Genomic DNA, 18,742 nt, shown 5'->3' on the forward strand with positions numbered 1-18,742 from the left:
TCTTGTGTATTTTTTTAAAAATGGGTTATAATTGGTGTTTTGATTATCATTTGATTATAAAAGGTATAAAATGAACGCTGTACTGTTGGCGGTCATCATCATGGTAGGGCTGTCGCTTGCTCGTGTCCATGTGGTGCTAAGTTTGATTTTGGGGGCAGTTGTGGGTGGCTTATTTGCAGGATTGCCCTTGACAGATGCAGAAAATGGGGCAACAGGCGTGCTGACACATTTTCAAAATGGTATTAAGGGTGGGGCGGGCATTGCCTTATCGTATGCCTTACTTGGGGCATTTGCAATGGCGATTGCTCATTCAGGCGTACCAAAGGCATTGGCAGACAAAGCGATTTTGATGGTCAAACATGCCAAACATGGCGGTGTTAAGTGGGCGGTATTTGGTGTGATTGTGCTGCTTGCCTGCCTAAGCCAAAACCTAATCCCCATTCACATTGCCTTTATTTTACTGCTCATTCCACCGCTTTTGACGGTGTTTAATGAATTAAAACTGGACAGAAGGCTCATCACTTGCCTTATCACCTTTGGGCTTGTTAATACTTATATGTTTGTCCCTTATGGGTTTGGGGATATTTTTTTAAATGAAATCATCATGGCAAATCTTGTCAAATCAGGGCTTGATGTCTCTGGCATTTCAGTGGTCAAAGCGATGAGCATTCCTGCTTTGGGCATGCTAACAGGGTTATTTGTGGCGATTTTTATCAGTTATCGTAAACCCAGAATCTATGACAACGCCAAAACCCAAGCGGTCAAAGGCAATGATGAGCAGGTGATTGATAACAACATGGGCTTTAAAATCATCGTAACACTCATCGCCATCATCGCAGCTTTTATCATTCAACTAAACACTAATTCACTAATTTTAGGGTCGCTGTCAGGTTTTGCCATTTTTATGGCGACAGGCGTGGTCGGCTGGAATCAGGCGGACGATGTTTTTAATGATGGCATTAAAATGATGGCGATGATTGGGTTTATCATGATTAGTGCCCAAGGCTTTGCCGAGGTGATGAGTGCCACAGGACACATACAGCCACTGGTACAATCAGCGGTGGAGATGTTTGGGGCAAATAAAGCACTGGCAAGCCTTGTCATGTTGATGGTGGGGCTTGTGGTTACGATGGGTATTGGCTCTTCCTTTTCTACCGTGCCAATCATTGCCACTATATATGTGCCATTGTGCATGGCGATGGGGTTTAGTCCGATGGCAACTTTGGCACTTGTGGCAAGTGCAGGCGTTCTCGGAGACGCAGGTTCGCCTGCATCTGACTCAACGCTTGGCCCAACGATGGGGCTAAACGTGGATGGACAGCATGACCACATAAAAGACAGCGTGATACCAACCTTTATCCATTATAACATCCCACTGATTTTGTTTGGATGGCTGGCGTCTATGGTATTGTAAGTTTTAAGATTGTTTGTAAAATCGGTTGATTAAGATTTTCCCAGTAAATTGCGATTTTTTGGGTAAGCCCTTTAAATCTTTATTGATTAACACTGTCTAAAACCTTATCACCCCTTTATCTGTTATGACCATATCCACGCCCTTATCCCATTCATTGACCGTCAAGCTGTCCACAACTTGAAAATGATAACACCAACCAATCTTTAACCCACAAAAATTGGCAAAAGTACGGTCATAAAACCCACCCCCCATACCAAGCCGATTGCCACTGCCATCTACCGCCACAAGTGGACAGATGATGAGGTCTAATTTATCAGCACAAATGCCATGTTTATCAGCAGGTTCTTTCATGCCAAATGGATGACGTTTTAAGGGGGTTTTATACAATGGCATAAAAACAGGAGCAAAGCGTAGGGGTTTGTCTTTGATTGTTATTGGTAAAAAAGGTACAAAATCATGCTTTTGGCAAAAGGTCAAAATCGGTGCAGTAGGCAGTTCACCAAAATCATCCAAATATAGACCAACGTTGGCATTTTTTGGTAAATGGGGCAAAAGTTTGGGTAGGTATAAACTTGCCATTAAGGCGAAATTAGCACGCTCCTTGTTGGTCAGAATTTTGCGTCGTTGGTGGATGTGTTTACTAAGTGAGGCATTTGACATAAGTTTTTTCCATGTAAAAATGATAATAATTGATGCTTGATGATTGATGTTAATGATGGTATAGTAATCCAATCATTGTAACAAATTTAACCACCAAACAAGGAGATTTTTATGAGCGATTTTCGCACTGAAAAAGACACCATGGGCGAAGTACAAGTTCCTGCCGATGCTTATTTTGGCGCCCAAACTCAGCGTAGCCGTGATAATTTTAAAATCGGGGGTGAGACCCTACCACGCCCTTTGATTGTCGCTATGGCAACCGTCAAAAAAAGTGCATCTATCGTTAATGCCGAGCTTGGGCGGATTGAGAATAGCCAGCGTGATTTGATTGTGCAGGCGTGTGATGAAGTGATTGCAGGCGGTCTTGCTGACCAATTTCCGCTTGTCGTGTGGCAGACAGGCTCTGGCACGCAGTCCAACATGAACATGAATGAAGTCATCGCCAACCGAGCCAATGAAATCGCAGGCAATCCAAAAGGCACTTATAAACCCGTCCACCCCAACGACCATGTCAACCACGCCCAGTCCACCAACGACAGTTTTCCAACCGCCATTCGTGTGGCAGCAGCGGTAGAGATTAACCGCACTCTTATCCCTGCAATCCAAGCACTGCGTGATACCCTTGCCAAAAAGTCTGCTGACTTTGATGACATTGTCAAAATCGGACGCACACATTTACAAGATGCCACCCCTTTGACTTTGGGACAAGAATTTGGCGGTTATGTGGCACAGCTTGATTTGGCACTGGCACGCATTGATAACGCTTTGCAAGGTTTGTACCAGTTGCCACTAGGGGGAACGGCCGTGGGGACAGGGCTAAACAGCCACCCTGACTATGCCGTCAAATCTGCCCAAAAAATTGCCGAGCTGACAGGTCTGCCCTTTGTAACCGCCCCTAACAAATTTGAAGCGTTGGCAAGCCGTGATGCCGAAGTGTTCGCCTCTGGGGCATTAAAGACCTTGGCAGGTAGCCTAAACAAAATCGCTAATGACGTCCGCTGGCTGTCTAGTGGCCCTCGTTGTGGCTTGGGCGAGATTACCATTCCAGAAAATGAACCGGGGTCATCCATCATGCCAGGTAAAGTAAACCCCACGCAGTCAGAAGCCATGACAATGGTGGTCGCTCAGGTCATGGGCAACGATGTAACGATAAACATGGCAGGGGCGAGCGGTAATTTTGAGCTCAATGTCTTTATGCCTGTGATTGGCTATAATCTCTTGCAATCCATTCGCCTGCTTGCGGACGCTTGTAATAGCTTTAATGACAACTGTGCGGTAGGCATTCTACCTGTGCGAGAAAAGATTGACTACTTTTTGCATAATTCGCTGATGCTGGTAACTGCCCTAAACCGTCATGTGGGCTATGAAAATGCCGCCAAAATTGCCAAAACCGCTTACAAAGAAAACAAAACCCTAAAACAGGTAGCGGTGGAGCTTGGGCTATTGACCGAGCAAGAATTTGATGAATGGGTACGACCAGAAGAGATGGTTGCACCAAAATAAGTGAGCTGATTGACCAAAATAAGGGCGAGTGATTGCCCTTATTTTTTTTATGCAAGGTTGTTGTTTGACAAGAATAAATTTATTATGTCTTAATATAGTCTAAACACGATATTGGACTCGTGATGTATATCGCATAAGACACAAAACTTTAAAATTACCACAAATCTAAAGATGCATGTAGGGGCTTGCTGAGCACGCCCTATAAAGTAATATTATCCAAGGGCGTGTGCAACACGCCCCTACAAAACCTGTGGTAAAATTAGGTTGGCTAGGCATAGAAACGTCCGATGACACGTGGCTTACAATAATACGGACGCCGATTGCTTTGTCCTTATTCCGATACTTTATATGACTCAAAATTTAACAACATGAAAGAATTGCGTATCCAAATCGGGGGTGACCCTTATCGTGCTTTTTATACGTTTGACCCCATACGACAAGCGATTGTGCTATGTGCAGGCAACAAAGTGGGCAATGAAAAGCAGTTTTATAAACAGATGATACCGCTTGCTGATGAGTTTACATCAGCAGCATTTGGATAAATTAACAAAACAGGAGTAAAAATGGCAAATCTTAATGATATGCTCGCCAAATCACCAAAAGAGCGTTTGGCTCGTGTGCAAAAAATGGCAGATGAGATGATTTTGGATTACAAGCTTTATCAGTTGCGTGAAGAGTTGGAGCTGTCGCAAAAACAGCTTGCCGAAGCCATGGGCATTACCCAGCCGACCTTATCCGCCATTGAGAACCGCGGGGCAGAGATTAAGCTGTCTACACTAAAATGCTATGTAGAGACCATGGGTGGAAAATTACGCATTGATGTGGAATTACCAACAGGTAAGCACGTTGGGTTTAATATTTAGTGGGCAGTAGCCCTGCAACACAGGCATTGACAATCCATGAGCAAGAGTAATTCAGACGGAGTCTTGTTCTTATTAGAACTACTTCGCCTTATCCCAAGACACGGCAAAATCACCGCCAAAGACCTGCAACAAAAACTTGCAAATCTAGGCTATCCACGCAGTGAACGCACCATTCAAAGACAGCTTGACATGATAAGTCATCATTTCGCCATTGAGCGAGATGACAGAGCCAAGCCCTATGGCTATGCGTGGGCAAAAGACGCCAAAACCTTAGAGCTGGCGGGGCTTTCAGCGGAGCAGTCCTTACTACTGAGTTTGGCTTATGATGAGCTAAGGTTTTTGTTGCCTGCTAACATCAGTCATGGTCTGAATGGTTTTTTTGAAAGTGCCGAACGCCACCTAAGAAACCAAACTAAGCCCGAAGTCTCAGCGTGGCGAAACAAAGTGGCAAGCGTGCCACCCACTTTTCCCTTACTGCCCCCAGCGATAGACGATGATGTGTTTGCCAGTATTAGCCAAGCCCTGTTTGAAAATCGCTATCTTGACATCATCTATCAAGCCCATAGAAAAAAACCAAAACCCGACACCGTCATGCCCTTAGCCTTGGTACGCCAAGAGCCACGCCTGTATTTGGTTGTCAAATACAAAGGTTATGAAGACATTCGTCATCTGGCGGTCAATCGTATCAAGTCCGCCACCATTTCCCTGTTTGATTTTGAGCGTCCTGATGACTTTAAGCTGCAAGACTACATTGCCAAAGGGCATTTTAGCATCGGCGACGGCAGTCAGGTTCGCCTGTCTTTTTGTATTGACAAACATCAAGGCTTTCATCTTACCGAAACGCCCTTATCCACTGATCAGATTATCCAAGAATTTGACCACCATTATCATATCAGTGCAACCGTGCCTGATAGCGAAATGCTGGACTGGTGGCTTGCCAAATTTGGCGATGATGTGTGGGACATCAAAAAAAGATGATGTGGAATAAACTGTGCGACATAACTTGACGTATGTTGGGATATAATGACATCGTGCCAAGGGCATGATGTTTTTTTAAATAGTAACCAATATCAAGAGAGCGTATGTTAAAAAATGTATGGCATTTAGTGTATGACAATGATTTAGAGAATTATGTGCTGATACAAACCGATGAGCTTGGGGCGTGTCATCAGGTATTTTGGGATGATGTCATGCACCTAGACCCTAATGACATTGATACAGCTAAGTGTCAGCGTAAACATTTTTGGAGCATTAAGCGGTCTTATGGTCTTAGAGTATATAAGCATAAGCCCCAAGATGCCTTATTTAGGTTTTACAACCCTGATGACCCCAATCAGGCTAACCAGGCCAAACTGTGGCATGAAAAAGGCGAACATCTGATAGCCATGATTGCAGATGACAGACGCACATTGCCAGCATATGCCACGGCGATGATTTGCTACCATGATCCGCTTAGTTTTATAAAAATGCTGACCGACAACATTGCATCTCATCTAAATAAACATGACGGATACACCTTTGATTTTTATGCAGAGCTGTGTGTCTTGTGTGAAGATTTTCAAGGGGTTTATCACGGCGTATCTTATAGGGCAAATGGCGATGAGCGTATCTCTGCGGTGATAACACAAATCAAAGCCAAAATGCCAAGCACTGATACGCCCTTATGGTGGGTGCAGGCAAATTCGCTGACAAAAGACGAAAAAAATGAACTGATTGAGTTGATTTATGCTCATCGGGTCAGACCCTTGGGGCTACCGATAGCTGACGGATTGTTTGAGAGCATGGGAGATGATGTCAATTCTGATGAGCTGGTTGTAAATTTGATGTATCGGGTGAGCGGCGAGCAATAATAAATCATGCCATGCTACTAGCACCCAAAATAAACTACAATGATCTTTTGATAAAGTAAAAAGCCTGTGTCATTGGCAAATTAACCACCGTAACCTTGATGATAAAACAACAGATAAATGAATGGGAGTTACCATGTGCAAAAGTGATGAAAAGGTTAGTATCAAAACCGTCAATAAGATGTTTGAATATCAGCTAACCATTCCTGATTACCAACGCCCCTATAAATGGCAAACCAAGCACATCAAACAGCTTGTTGATGATATTTATTCTTATTTTATAAAGGACAAAACCCAAGAATGCCGTTTGGGTGTGATTGTCTTGCATAAAGATGAAGGTAAAGATGAATATAACATCGTGGACGGGCAACAGCGACTGACCAGTTTGTTTTTATTGCTATATGTATTAAATGATAACAAAAATCCATTTGGCGAACCTAATTTTCTTAACAATGAATTCAACCACAGTCAAAGTGTTGAGCATATCAAGCAAAATTATGAATACCTAAAAAGCTATGTGGTGGATTTGGGTCTTAGTGATGATTTTAAGAACTTTATCCTTGACAAATGCACCTTTGCTACCGTTATTTTAACCGACATTGACGAAGCTTTTCAGTATTTTGATTCGCAAAACTCTCGTGGCAAAAGTTTGGAGGCTTATGATTTGTTAAAGGCGTATCATCTGCGAGAATTAAGGGGGCTTGCCAGTCCTGCCATTCATCGCTTGGTGGAGCGTTGGGAGTATCAAGCTAATGAGACGATTTCGGCACCCAGAGATAGAGTTTGGTTAAAGCTGATTATCAATGATGTCTTATATCGTCATCGGCGATGGCAATCTCATAAAGAAGCTGAGTTTTTTAACAAACAAAACGTGGATGTCTTTAAGGGGTTAAATCAACAAGAGCAGACAAAACACCCAAAATTACAAGCCAGATATGCTCATGACGTGCAGATGAATGGGGTGATTTTAGATGGTGAATGGTTTTTTGATTATGTGGAACATTACAAGAATATGTATGCCGATTTATTTGCTAAAGATGGTTTGTTAGATAATGGCATTTCAATTAATATACCAAATAAAAACATCAATTTATTTAACCATCTAAAAGAAAATGCCAAAGTAAATAAAGGCGATTATTTTTTATTTACGACATTTACTATTATGGTGATGATGTATTATGACAAATTTAGTGATTATGAGTTAAAAAATGCCGTTATTAAGATTGCCAGATGGGTTTACTTTTTAAGGTTTTATAACGAGCGTATTTATTTTTCATCACTTGAAAACTATATTTTTAAATCAGGTAGTTTGTACCTTGCTTTGGGTCAAGCTGTTAAGCCAGAGCAGATATTAATGTTTGATATTGGCAGAACAAAGAAACGGACTAATAGTAAGAAAGTTACTTATTTAAATGACCTGCTATCGGGTTTTTATGATGACACAACAGCCCAATAAAAACTTAAGGAGAAAATCATGAATAGCAATGATAACATCAAAGAATTTATAATCCAAGAACTTTTTGCAGAAATGGATAATTATGTTATTCCTATCTATCAACGCAATTATGCTTGGTCGGATGATGAAGTTAGACAGATGATTAAGGACATACAAGAATATTACAAAACAAATAATGATAAGAGATATTATCTTGGGGCTTTAACGGTTAAAAAGCGTGCAGATAATGCTTTTGAGGTTATTGATGGACAACAAAGATTGACCACGCTGTTTTTGATTTTATCAGTTCTTAATCATTCTTTTAAATTAAATTTGTCTTTTGAACATCGCCAAAATTCAAGTGATGAACTTAATATCATTAAGAAACAAGGCGAATTAAATGGCAATAGTCAAATCTCTGTTATATATAACTACTTGCAAAAACAGTCATTTTCCGATAATTTCTTATCTGTTTTATTGAATAACGTACAAATCATACGCACAGAAATTCCAGAAAACACCGATTTAAACCAATATTTTGAACGCATGAATAACCGTGGCGAGCAATTAGAACAGCATGAAGTCATCAAGGCGAAATTGATGAGTAAGCTGGATGTTGATGATAGAGCGGTATTTTCTGCGGTTTGGAATGCTTGTTCGGACATGAGTCGTTATGCGGTGTCGTCTTTTTCTGCTGATGAGCGTCATGAGCTTTTTCAAGATAAAGGCGAGTATTTTTGGTTGTATGAAAATTTTGACAATTTAAAAGAAAATTTTCAAAAATCAAAAAAGAAGGCAAAAAAAGACAAAGTTCAAAATGAAAATTCATACCCAAGTGAATTGGGAAAAATTCTTAGCACGAACTTTGCATTGATAAAAGACGATAAGCCAAGTCAAGACGCTCAATATGAACGTTTTACTTCTATCATTGATTTTCCTAACTTTTTGGCACAGGTTTTGTATTTGTATGTACATCCTGAGAAATGGGCTGGCGATGAAGAGAAGGTTTATCGCTTAGATGCGGTTAATTTAAATAAGCAGTTTGAACAATCCTGTTTATACAATAACTCAGCTAAAATCAGAAAATTTACCGTACATTTGCTAAACATTCGTTTATTATTTGACCGTTATGTGATTAAGCATGATGGGCTTGATGATAGAGATGATTGGTATATCTATCAATTTAAAAAATCTAATTCAGAAAATTCTAGCAATTACCATGCTAATACATTTGAAGATTTGGCAAAAGATAGACAAATAAAGCTATTACAAACAATGTTTCATTACTCTTTCACAGCAAAGAATTATAAATATTGGCTATTTGCTTATATAAAATGGCTTAATGATGAAAGCAAGTTACAATTAAAAGATTGTCCAAAAACTGGTAAAGCGGTTATTTTATCGGCAGGTGAAAATATTAAGTTTCTAGAAATTTTATGTGATAAATTTTATTTTAATCGCTTTTATGATGACGGCAAAGGTGATGAATATTTTGACTTAATTTATAAAGACGAGATAAAAGAAATTAGCAACTGTGATTTTCTTGATAAAGGCACGGAGGTAGAGAATTTTATTTTTAACCGTTTGGATTATATTTTGTGGCGTAGAGATGCATCACAAGGGTTTATGTTTACCGCCAGAAACTCGGTGGAGCATTATTACCCACAAAATCCACCAAATAACAACCCCAAACTTGATAGTATTGATCATTTTGGTAATTTATGTCTAATTAATCACAGTCAAAATTCATCTTTGAGCAATAAAATGCCGTCTGAGAAAAAGGCTGGATATGATGTTAAGCGGTATCCTTCACTTAGCCTTAAACAGAGAAAAATGTTTGAATGTGGAGAATGGCTAACCGATGAGATTATTCAAAAGCACGGCATAGAAATGATTGAGTTGTTAAATAAAACAATTTCAGAGTAATTTAACACATAGCCTGATTAAAATAGCCCATTTTTGGGCTATGGGAGAGAGTATGACCTACCAAATCCAAGCCCTAACTTGGCGTGGCGGTGTACCGTATCAACAGGACGCCGTGCTTGTCAATACCAAGATTTATCAGGATAAGGGTATTATCTCAACACTTGATGAATGCGATGATTTTTGTGTGGCGGTGGCAGATGGCGTGGCAGTCAGCCCCAAGGCAGGCATCACGTCACGCACGCTGTTAAGACTGGTTCGGCAGATGTATGGCGAGCGGGGGTTGTTGGATTTTGATGTTTTGCAACATCGGCTAAATGACACGTTGGCGGATAAGGCAGGCTTTGATGGCAGTAGTAGTACGCTTGTTTGTGCTTATACTGATAATAACGGTGTGATGATTAAGCACTTGGGTGACAGTCGGGCGTATTTATATCGTGGCGGTTGGCATTGCCTGACTAAAGACCATAATTTTATCAATGAGTTAAAGGCGGATGAGTTGGCAGGTTTGGCAGATGATGGCGATAGTACTCATTGTTATGCCAGTTGTTATCATGCACTCACAGGCTATTTTTGTGTGGATAAGTATGGTGATACATCCACCATCACGCCAAGTCATCAGCACATCAGTTTGGGTAAGGGCGAGTGTTTACTGCTGTGTAGTGATGGTTTTTCGGACGTATTAGACGGGCAGTTTTTGCCAATGGATGATAACATGGTGTTAAAAGATTGGCTCAATGACAGCGTTAGACAGTTGAGACGGATGACATCACAGGCCGAACTTGATAATGTGAGTGTGATTGTGGTGCGGTGTGTGGCATGAGTTTTAGCTCTGACAACAGCCCTGACAGTAGGGCTTACGGGGCGTTATTTTTTGGCGTGTCTTTTACCTTGAAATTATTGTTAAATTTAGCGATAATGTAATGCAAATTTGACAATAATAATACCATGACCGAACCGATGACCCCAACTGTACCGCCCATACAACCGCCCCATGTAGAGCAATCAATATCGCCACAACCCCCAAAGCAAAAACGCAAAAAACCCAGACGCTCCCAAGATGATATCATGGCAAATGCCTTTTTAAAGACAGCGTTTAAACCTGTCAAAAAAGCCATGACGATGGCGTATTTTTTGGATATTGTTGGCGTGATGGTACTGGTGGGGCAGGCGTGTGTGTTGGTGTGGCTCTTTGATGGGTGGTTTGGCAGTTTTGTGCAGGGTGTTCCCCTGCCTGATGGGGTGGTGGGCAGTGGTCTGTTATTTAATTTGGGATTGCTTTTTTTGTGTTTGATACTACGCATTGCCATCGGTTATGGGCGTGATGCACTGCTAAGCCATGCAGGTCTTTTGGTTGCCAAATCAATCAGGCAACGCCTATTTGCCAAATTGGGGGAGCTTGGGCAGGCAAGGCGTGATTTTGGGGCAGATGGGGCATTGGCAAGCAAAATCATTGATGAACCTGACCACATGGTCGGTTATGCTCGTTTTCATGTCCAAAAAATGACCGCCGTTACCACGCCTTTGATTTTGGCGGGGTGCGTGGCATTTTATAGTGTAACATCAGCATTGGTATTACTAATTACCGCACCACTTGTGCCGATTTTTATGGCAATCATCGGTATTGCCACCGCTGCCAAAAGCCGTGAACAGATGGACGCTCTGGCACAGCTTGGGGGGCGGTTTTTGGATTGGATTCGTGGGGTGAACACCTTGTCACGACTGGGGGCGGTGGATATTGCTGTATCAGACATTGCAGGCAGTTCCGAGGATTATCGCAAACGTACGATGGATGTGTTAAAAATTGCCTTTTTAAACAGTGCGGTGTTAGAGTTCTTGTCCGCTTTATCCATTGCACTGGTAGCGGTGTATTTAGGTTTTGGCTTGATGGGGATTTTACCATGGGCAAAAGAGCAGGTGTTGACAAGTTATGGTACAGCGTTATTTATCCTGTTGCTTGTGCCTGAATTTTATGCCCCGCTTCGTCGTCTGGGAGCGGAATATCATGTCAAAGGACAAGCTCTGGCATGTGCCAAAGCGGTCGCTCCCATGCTAAATTTTAAAGTCAAAACAGGGGGCAATATGGTGATAAACCTAAGCGATGCACCTGCTTTTCATCTTCATAACGTAGCGGTATTTGGCGATGATGGGCGTGTGCGATTATCGCCCATTAGCCTAACCTTTGATGCAGGTAAGCGTACTGTCTTGATGGGAGCAAGTGGCATAGGCAAATCCACGCTATTACAAATCCTACTTGGCTTTGGTGATTTTGTGGGTGATGTGATTGTTTATACTGATGGCAAGGCGATGCGTTATGATGAGCTTGATATGAATGTATTACGCACGCAGTTGGGTTATCTGTCACAGAGTACGCCATTATTACCCATCTCTATTGGTGATAATTTACGCCTTGCCAAACCATCCGCCACAGATGATGAATTGGTGCAAGTACTAAAAGATGTCGCACTGTGGGAGACGATAAGCCAACTGCCAGATGGCATGAATACCGTGCTTGCTGAGCGTGGTGGTGGATTGTCAGGTGGTCAAGGACAAAGGCTTGCCATTGCCCAATTATTATTACAAAATGCCAAAGTATGGCTGCTTGATGAACCAACCGAGCATTTGGACAGCCAAACAGCAGAGCAAATAAAGGCGTTATTGCACCGTGTAAGTAATGCTAAGACCGTGATTTGGGTCACGCATGATAAGGTGGGTGTAGATTTTGATGTTGTCCATGACTTGACGGCATTATATCAGCAAAAACAACAAAAGCAAGCGGTGTATCATGACAAATAAGACCAACCGTCAATTTCGCCTAAAATTTCGCCTAAGAGACTTATTGCTTAGCCAAAAATTTTTATGGCTTATTGCATGGCTGTTAGGCATAGCAACCGTACTGTCGGTACTGGGGTTGGTCATGCTCTCTGGGTGGTTTATTACGATGGCGGGCGTGGCAGGGGTGTTGGCGGTGGGGACACACACGTTTAACTACCTTTTACCATCAGCATTGATTCGTGGCTTTGCCATCATACGTACCTTTGCCCGTTATGGCGATTTGATGGTATCGCACCATGCAGTCTTTGGGCTACTTCGTGATTTGCGAGTGAAATTTTTTGCACATTGGGCAAGATTACCGCCATCTTTGCGACTACAAAAAGGCGGTAGTAGCGAGACCATGCAAAGACTGGTTAAGGACATTGATACACTGGATGAATTTGTCTTACGTGTACTCTCGCCACTTATCATAGCAGCGACGGCGGTGGTGGTGCTATCATTGATGGTGTATTTGATGATACCGACGGCATGGATTGCTATACTGCATATGGGACTGGCGTTTGTTATTGCACTCATGACACTGTATAAAGGCATCGCTCTGGCAAAGCGTGAGCGTGAACTTGCTGTGCTACGCAAAAGTAACCTCATCAATACCTTACCTGCCCTAACTGCTCTTATCACATGGGGCAGATGGCAGGATAGTGTGCGTAAGTTTAGCGAACATGATGAGAGACACCATGAACTGACGGTTGCAAGCTTATGCCACAGACGTAATGCCCAAGCCCTAATTCAGCTTGGCATCGCATTGGCGGTGGTAATGCTGCTGCTGATGGCAGGGCGGATATTTGAGCAAGGTATTACCCCTTTTACACTGACGAACCTGAACAGTCATGCCACCTTAAACCCTGCCATTGTGCTTGCTCTGACACTTGGGGTGTTTGGGCTGATGGAGATTATCTCGGCACTGGTGAGCGAACCGTTAGCATATGGCAGAAGCATCAATGCCAAAACACGCATCAATGAGCTGATGGGTGCAGATGTTACCTCCCAAAAACAGCCCATTGATGGCAGCCCAACCCTAATTCTAAAAGACTTATCCATAAAAATGCCATCAGCCATCATGAGCGTGGATGGCATCTGTGCAACCTTAACCCCAAGCACGCCCACACTCATCATGGGGGCATCAGGGGCAGGCAAATCCACACTTCTTGCCACGATGGCAGGGGAAATACCACGCATCAATGGCGAGATATTAGTGCAAGCATCCGGTCTTTGTGATGACATAGATAAAGTGGATTTTGGTAGGGCATTTGGTTTTTTGGGGCAAAATGTAGATATTTTTGACCAGAGCCTTGCCGATAATCTGCGACTGGGTAAGCCGTCTGCGACCGATGATGAACTGTGGGCGGTGCTTGATAAAGTGGGTTTATTGGACTGGTCAAAATCTCAACCCAAAGGACTAAACACGCCACTGGGTGAGTATGGTATGGCCATCTCAGGTGGTCAAGGCAGGCGTGTGGCACTGGCTCGTCTGCTTTTATCGCCCAAAAAAGTGTTGCTACTTGATGAGCCATTTGCAGGGCTTGACAGTACCACACGCCATAAGGTATGGCAAAGCCTAACAGACATGCAAAAATCAGGTGAGATTGGCGTATTAGCCATTGCCACGCATCAGGTATGGCAGGGGATGGGCGATGTGAATATGCTATATGTGGGATGATGGGTTTGTCATACAAGATGGCTTATAAAATCAAATGAGTTTTTAAAAGATTAAGACATGCTCACTTTGCCATTTTTTATGAAAATATCCATTAAGGCGTTTGGATAAAGATAAACTAGATATGATTTAAATATTACCCATTAAAAATACTGGAATGTCCTAAATAATATCCCAACAAGTATCACAACAAAACCCTGTCTCAGACAGGGTTTTGTGAGTGTATTTTTTGGGGGGCTGTTTAGGGCTTGTAGACAAACACATCTTGTCTGCTGGTACTGTACTTGCCATCTTCGGTATAAACAGTGATGGTAACAGGGATAGTACCGCTGACTTTGGCAGGGTCGCCAAAGATACTCACAGGCAAATCATAAGGCTCATTGGCTTTAAGTGGCAATTCCTTAAAGCGAGATTTTAGGGTTAAGCCATCAACAGGTTCTAGTTTGACTTTGTAGACTTGTCGCTCATCAGTCTTATTGACGATTTTTAGGACATAGCTGTTCTCTACCAAGCCATCACGCCCAACGCTACTGACTTTTTGACGGTTTTGGCGAATTTCAAGCTCTAAGGGGTCTCGTCCTGCTGCTATCATTGCTGCTACCACAATAAGCACGCTTAGGATAAAGATATAGGCAAAGATACGAAAGCTGATAATTTTGGTTTGTTCTTTGTGGACAAGCTGACGTTCGGTGGTGTAGCGAATCAGACCACGAGGATAGCCCACTTTGTCCATGATTTCATTGCAGGCATCGATACATGCGGCACATTGGATACATTCTACTTGTAGACCATCACGAATATCAATGCCAGTAGGGCACACCTGTACGCACATGGTGCAATCCACACAATCGCCATAACTCTCAGGGTGAGCACCTTTTTTACGAGCCCCACGAGGTTCACCACGGTCATAATCATAAGACACGATGAGCGTATCTTTATCAAACATGACCGACTGAAATCGCCCATAAGGACAAAAATGTACGCACATGTGTTCACGCATATAGCCTGCATTGGTCTGAGTGACAAAGGTGATTAGGATAAAAAATACCCAGGTCAGCTTGCTCCATTCCATAAAGAAGATGGGATTGCCATTAAAAAATAAATAATCCGTTCCAACCACAAGCGACATGAACGTTACGGCGGTAATCATGCTCATCACGCCCCAAATGGCATGGATAAGCACAAGTTTGGATATTTTTGAGATGCTAGCTGGCTCTTTATCAAATTTTATGCGTTTGTTACGTTCGCCAAGCACCCATTTTTCTACATGTTGATACAGGTGTACATAGATGGTCTGTGGGCAAGCATAACCACAGAACACACGCCCTGCATATACTGTTACCATAAACAGCATAAAGGCGGCAATCATAAAGACAAAAGCGAAGAAGTAAAAGTCTTGTGGCATAAAAGTTGCCCCAAAGACATAAAATTTAGGCTCGGTAACATTAAAGAGTATCGCCTGATGCCCTCCCCATTTTATCCACGGCAATACCAAAAACATCACTAAAATGACATACATACTCACCAAACGAATGTTTTGATACTTGCCCGAGACAAAGCGTGGGTGTATCCGTTTTTTGGAGGCATCCATGTCTTTGGAATGGGGAATGAGTTTTTCGGGCGCAGGTTTTGGTTTTTTGGCTTTTTTGGCAGGTGGGGCAACGGTATCGGTGGCAGGTGTGGCATTGCCCCCTTTGGGGTCAAAAACTTCGGGTTTGCTACCGCTGTCTTCTGTGTTTTTTACAGAATTATCTGATTGTTCTGACATGATATTACCTTAGCTGTTGTGGCGAGTGTTCGCTCTTGGCTGGGCATGATGATTGATACTGGTTTTATCAATTTGGAATAAATGGGGCATTTATGTTTTTGCACGTGCCATAAAAAGTGAAAAATGGCATGTTTTTTATGCAAAAATATGGTTTGCGTGTACTGTATTGCTAAGTTACTGTATTGCTAGGTTTAAATGGCATTATAAGAGCCTAACCTACCCATATTTTACACCTTTTGTATGATTTTTAAAAGGATTAAATGGACACACATCTTGGTTTTTATTTTGTGATGAATGTCAAAAGCTAAGCATGTTTAAAATTCTGTCATATTCAAAATCTTTTGATAAAGTGCTTTTTGTTCTGGACTTGGTTTGGCAGATTGTAATGCCATAACTGCTGACATATTGCCATCAATGCGGATTTTGCCCATCATAAACGCTTCTAGGGCAATATTGGCATCCTTATCTAGGATGATTTGAGTGAGCGTGTCGCTGTCAATATTGATGGTGCTGATGGCGTGACTGGTATGATATTGACCCAATTTGCCTGCATCTAAATGCAATTCTTTGGGGTCATCACCTATGATGTTGACGTTTATAATAAGATTGGCAAGGCTTGGCGGTAGGTGCAGTTCGCCTGCGTTGCTGTTTAGGATTTGGAGGCTATCAAACCATGCTTGACTTAAAAATTTTGCCATAAAATCATCCGATAAAAATAAGTTTTTTATTATTAAGTGTTTTATTATAATGCAAAAATCACCAAAAAACAGATTTTTTATAAAATTACCACAAAAACCAGCCAACGTTTATCAAGTATTTACCAGCTTTGTGTCTAAAATTTAAATAAAAACCCAAATAACGATTGTATTTGCATTTAATCAAAAAGATAAATTGAGTGAAAGTTTTTAAACTTGGCAAAATCAGGTATTTTTGATTGAAAAAATTGATTGAAATCGTCAAATCTTGGCGAAAGTTACAAAAAATTTGTAAAAAATGTGAAAATTTTTACTTATTTTTTACAAAACATGTCCGAAAACTTACAATTGTATTGTATAATACATGGTGAAAAACTCATCGCAATACCCTATTGTGGGTATGGATTTAACGCAAGCCAAACTCATCATGAGTAAGCCAGTTTATCGGAAATTGTGTGGTCATTGTTAGATTGTTACATTTCCTTACTTTTTTTAAGGTTTTTTCCTAAAAACTGATTTGAAATGATGATATTTGGCAAATTTTGCGTTACAATAAAGATTATAGTTAAAAAATTATAGTTAAAAAACGTAAATTTGGCACCATTGCCAAACAACGACACAAATCGGGCTGCACAGGAAACCTATCCCATGAGTCTATCTAAAACAGCAGTAGCCCCATCCGTTGACCATGAATATGAAATCACAATTGTTCGTCTTTTCACGCTCATGGCAGTATTTTGGGGTATCGTTGGTATGACGGTTGGTGTGTTTATCGCATCACAGCTTGCATGGCCAGCACTTAACTTTGATACATCTTGGCTGTCCTTTGGACGTTTAAGACCACTTCACACCAATGCGGTCATTTTTGCCTTTGGTGGTTGTGCACTTTTTGCAACATCTTATTACATTGTTCAGCGTACTTGCAAAACAAGGCTGTTTGCCCCTTATCTTGCTTGGTTTACCTTTTGGGGGTGGCAAGCGGTCATTGTGGGGGCGGTCATTACCTTACCATTGGGTCTGACCACTGCCAAAGAATATGCCGAACTAGAATGGCCCATTTCCATTGGTATAGCCTTGGTGTGGGTGGCATATGCCATTGTATTCTTTGGCACGCTCATCAAACGCCAAACATCGCACATCTATGTGGCTAACTGGTTCTTTGCAGCGTTTATTATCACCATTGCACTGCTTCATATCGTCAATAACCTTGCCATTCCTGTGAGTATGTGGAAATCTTACTCGCTCTATGGCGGTGCAACAGATGCCATGGTTCAGTGGTGGTATGGGCATAATGCGGTAGGTTTCTACTTAACAGCAGCGTTCTTGGGCATGATGTATTACTTCATCCCCGTGCAGATCGGTCGCCCTGTGTATTCTTATCGTTTGTCCATCGTTCACTTTTGGGCATTAATCGCTTCGTACATGTGGGCAGGTGGTCACCACTTGCATTATTCAGCATTGCCTGACTGGACCCAATCTTTGGGCATGGTGTTCTCGCTGATTCTGTTCGCACCTTCTTGGGGTGGTATGATTAATGGTGTGCTAACCTTATCTGGCAGTTGGGATAAATTGCGTACTGACCCCATCATTCGCTTTTTGATTGTGGCATTGTCATTTTATGCCATGAGTACCTTTGAGGGTCCTATGCTGTCCATCAAAGAAGTGAACGCCATCAGTCATAATACTGACTGGACGGTCGGACACGTACACTCTGGTGCATTGGGCTGGGTTGGTATGGTAACCATTGGTTCTATCTATGTGCTGTTGCCACGCATCTATAATAAAGCAAAAATGTACTCAACCAATTTAATCACGGTGCACTTTTGGCTTGCAACCACAGGCACAGTCTTGTATATCGTCGCTCTGTGGATTTCAGGCATTACCCAAGGTATGATGTGGCGTGCAACCAACGATGATGGTACACTTTCTTATGACTTTATCCAGACAGTTGTGGTATCACACTGGCCTTATGTGGTGCGTGCCTTAGGTGGCTTGCTTTATGTGGGTGGCATGCTGGTGATGGCATATAATTGCTACAAAACCATCAAAATGCCAAGTGTGCCTGAACATATCGCTGAGCCTGATGAGGTTAATACAGGTCGTGATGAAGTCTTTGATAATGATGCTGTCAAAGCATAAGGG

The 18,742-nt window shown here is 42.0% G+C and carries 15 protein-coding genes; 12 read left to right on the top strand and 3 right to left on the bottom strand.

All coding sequences use genetic code 11. The annotated features are described in order from the left end of the window. Positions 1 to 70: 70 nt before the first annotated feature. Positions 71 to 1,414 carry a Na+/H+ antiporter family protein gene (locus A7456_RS02555; RefSeq protein ID WP_066893213.1) on the top strand — a complete coding sequence of 448 codons (1,344 nt, stop codon included), beginning with the start codon at positions 71 to 73 and terminating at the stop codon, positions 1,412 to 1,414. Positions 1,415 to 1,510: 96 nt separating this feature from the next. Here the strand turns inward: A7456_RS02555 and A7456_RS02560 are convergent, their stop codons facing one another. Further along, positions 1,511 to 2,074: a 5-formyltetrahydrofolate cyclo-ligase gene (locus tag A7456_RS02560; RefSeq protein ID WP_067007246.1), complete on the bottom strand. Its 564-nt coding sequence runs from the start codon at positions 2,072 to 2,074 to the stop codon at positions 1,511 to 1,513. Between the two features lie 111 nt (positions 2,075 to 2,185). On the opposite strand from A7456_RS02560, the gene fumC reads away from it, so the two are divergent. The 10 genes from fumC (at position 2,186) to A7456_RS02605 (ending at position 14,140) form a co-directional block, all read left to right on the top strand. Beyond that, the gene (gene fumC / locus A7456_RS02565) at positions 2,186 to 3,577 is read left to right on the top strand and encodes a class II fumarate hydratase (RefSeq protein ID WP_067007249.1); all 1,392 of its coding nucleotides are present in this window, start codon (positions 2,186 to 2,188) and stop codon (positions 3,575 to 3,577) included. A 320-nt stretch (positions 3,578 to 3,897) separates the two neighbouring features. Then, a complete protein-coding gene (locus A7456_RS10845) occupies positions 3,898 to 4,119 on the top strand; it encodes a type II toxin-antitoxin system RelE/ParE family toxin (protein WP_145916045.1) in 222 nt (73 codons plus the stop codon). 21 nt (positions 4,120 to 4,140) lie between these two features. Then, the gene (locus A7456_RS02570; RefSeq protein ID WP_067007252.1) at positions 4,141 to 4,440 is read left to right on the top strand and encodes a helix-turn-helix domain-containing protein; all 300 of its coding nucleotides are present in this window, start codon (positions 4,141 to 4,143) and stop codon (positions 4,438 to 4,440) included. Between the two features lie 36 nt (positions 4,441 to 4,476). Beyond that, positions 4,477 to 5,418 (top strand): helix-turn-helix transcriptional regulator, encoded by a 942-nt coding sequence (locus A7456_RS02575; RefSeq protein WP_067007255.1) that lies wholly within the window; start codon positions 4,477 to 4,479, stop codon positions 5,416 to 5,418. 104 nt (positions 5,419 to 5,522) lie between these two features. After that, positions 5,523 to 6,290: a hypothetical protein gene (locus tag A7456_RS02580; protein WP_067007258.1), complete on the top strand. Its 768-nt coding sequence runs from the start codon at positions 5,523 to 5,525 to the stop codon at positions 6,288 to 6,290. A 133-nt stretch (positions 6,291 to 6,423) separates the two neighbouring features. Continuing rightward, positions 6,424 to 7,743, top strand: a complete 1,320-nt coding sequence (locus tag A7456_RS02585; protein ID WP_067007262.1) for a DUF262 domain-containing protein — start codon at positions 6,424 to 6,426, stop codon at positions 7,741 to 7,743. An 18-nt stretch (positions 7,744 to 7,761) separates the two neighbouring features. After that, the gene (locus A7456_RS02590; protein ID WP_067007265.1) at positions 7,762 to 9,648 is read left to right on the top strand and encodes a GmrSD restriction endonuclease domain-containing protein; all 1,887 of its coding nucleotides are present in this window, start codon (positions 7,762 to 7,764) and stop codon (positions 9,646 to 9,648) included. A gap of 52 nt (positions 9,649 to 9,700) precedes the next feature. After that, on the top strand, positions 9,701 to 10,468 hold the full coding sequence (locus A7456_RS02595; protein ID WP_067007268.1) for a PP2C family protein-serine/threonine phosphatase: 768 nt from the start codon (positions 9,701 to 9,703) through the stop codon (positions 10,466 to 10,468). 245 nt (positions 10,469 to 10,713) lie between these two features. After that, the gene (gene cydD / locus A7456_RS02600; protein ID WP_082995405.1) at positions 10,714 to 12,441 is read left to right on the top strand and encodes a thiol reductant ABC exporter subunit CydD; all 1,728 of its coding nucleotides are present in this window, start codon (positions 10,714 to 10,716) and stop codon (positions 12,439 to 12,441) included. Then, on the top strand, positions 12,431 to 14,140 hold the full coding sequence (locus A7456_RS02605) for an amino acid ABC transporter ATP-binding/permease protein (RefSeq protein WP_067007271.1): 1,710 nt from the start codon (positions 12,431 to 12,433) through the stop codon (positions 14,138 to 14,140). Before cydD ends, A7456_RS02605 begins: the two co-directional genes overlap by 11 nt. Positions 14,141 to 14,378: 238 nt before the next feature. Here the strand turns inward: A7456_RS02605 and ccoG are convergent, their stop codons facing one another. Then, positions 14,379 to 15,728 carry a cytochrome c oxidase accessory protein CcoG gene (gene ccoG, locus A7456_RS02610; protein WP_067007420.1) on the bottom strand — a complete coding sequence of 450 codons (1,350 nt, stop codon included), beginning with the start codon at positions 15,726 to 15,728 and terminating at the stop codon, positions 14,379 to 14,381. Positions 15,729 to 16,219: 491 nt separating this feature from the next. Then, positions 16,220 to 16,603: an SCP2 sterol-binding domain-containing protein gene (locus A7456_RS02615; RefSeq protein ID WP_066888928.1), complete on the bottom strand. Its 384-nt coding sequence runs from the start codon at positions 16,601 to 16,603 to the stop codon at positions 16,220 to 16,222. Positions 16,604 to 17,248: 645 nt separating this feature from the next. Between A7456_RS02615 and ccoN the strand changes: the two genes are divergently transcribed. Beyond that, on the top strand, positions 17,249 to 18,739 hold the full coding sequence (gene ccoN, locus A7456_RS02620) for a cytochrome-c oxidase, cbb3-type subunit I (protein ID WP_066888699.1): 1,491 nt from the start codon (positions 17,249 to 17,251) through the stop codon (positions 18,737 to 18,739). Positions 18,740 to 18,742 lie beyond the last annotated feature (3 nt).

The sequence above is a fragment of the Moraxella nonliquefaciens genome (assembly GCF_001679005.1).
In the GTDB taxonomy this organism is placed as follows: Bacteria; Pseudomonadota; Gammaproteobacteria; order Pseudomonadales; family Moraxellaceae; genus Moraxella; species Moraxella nonliquefaciens.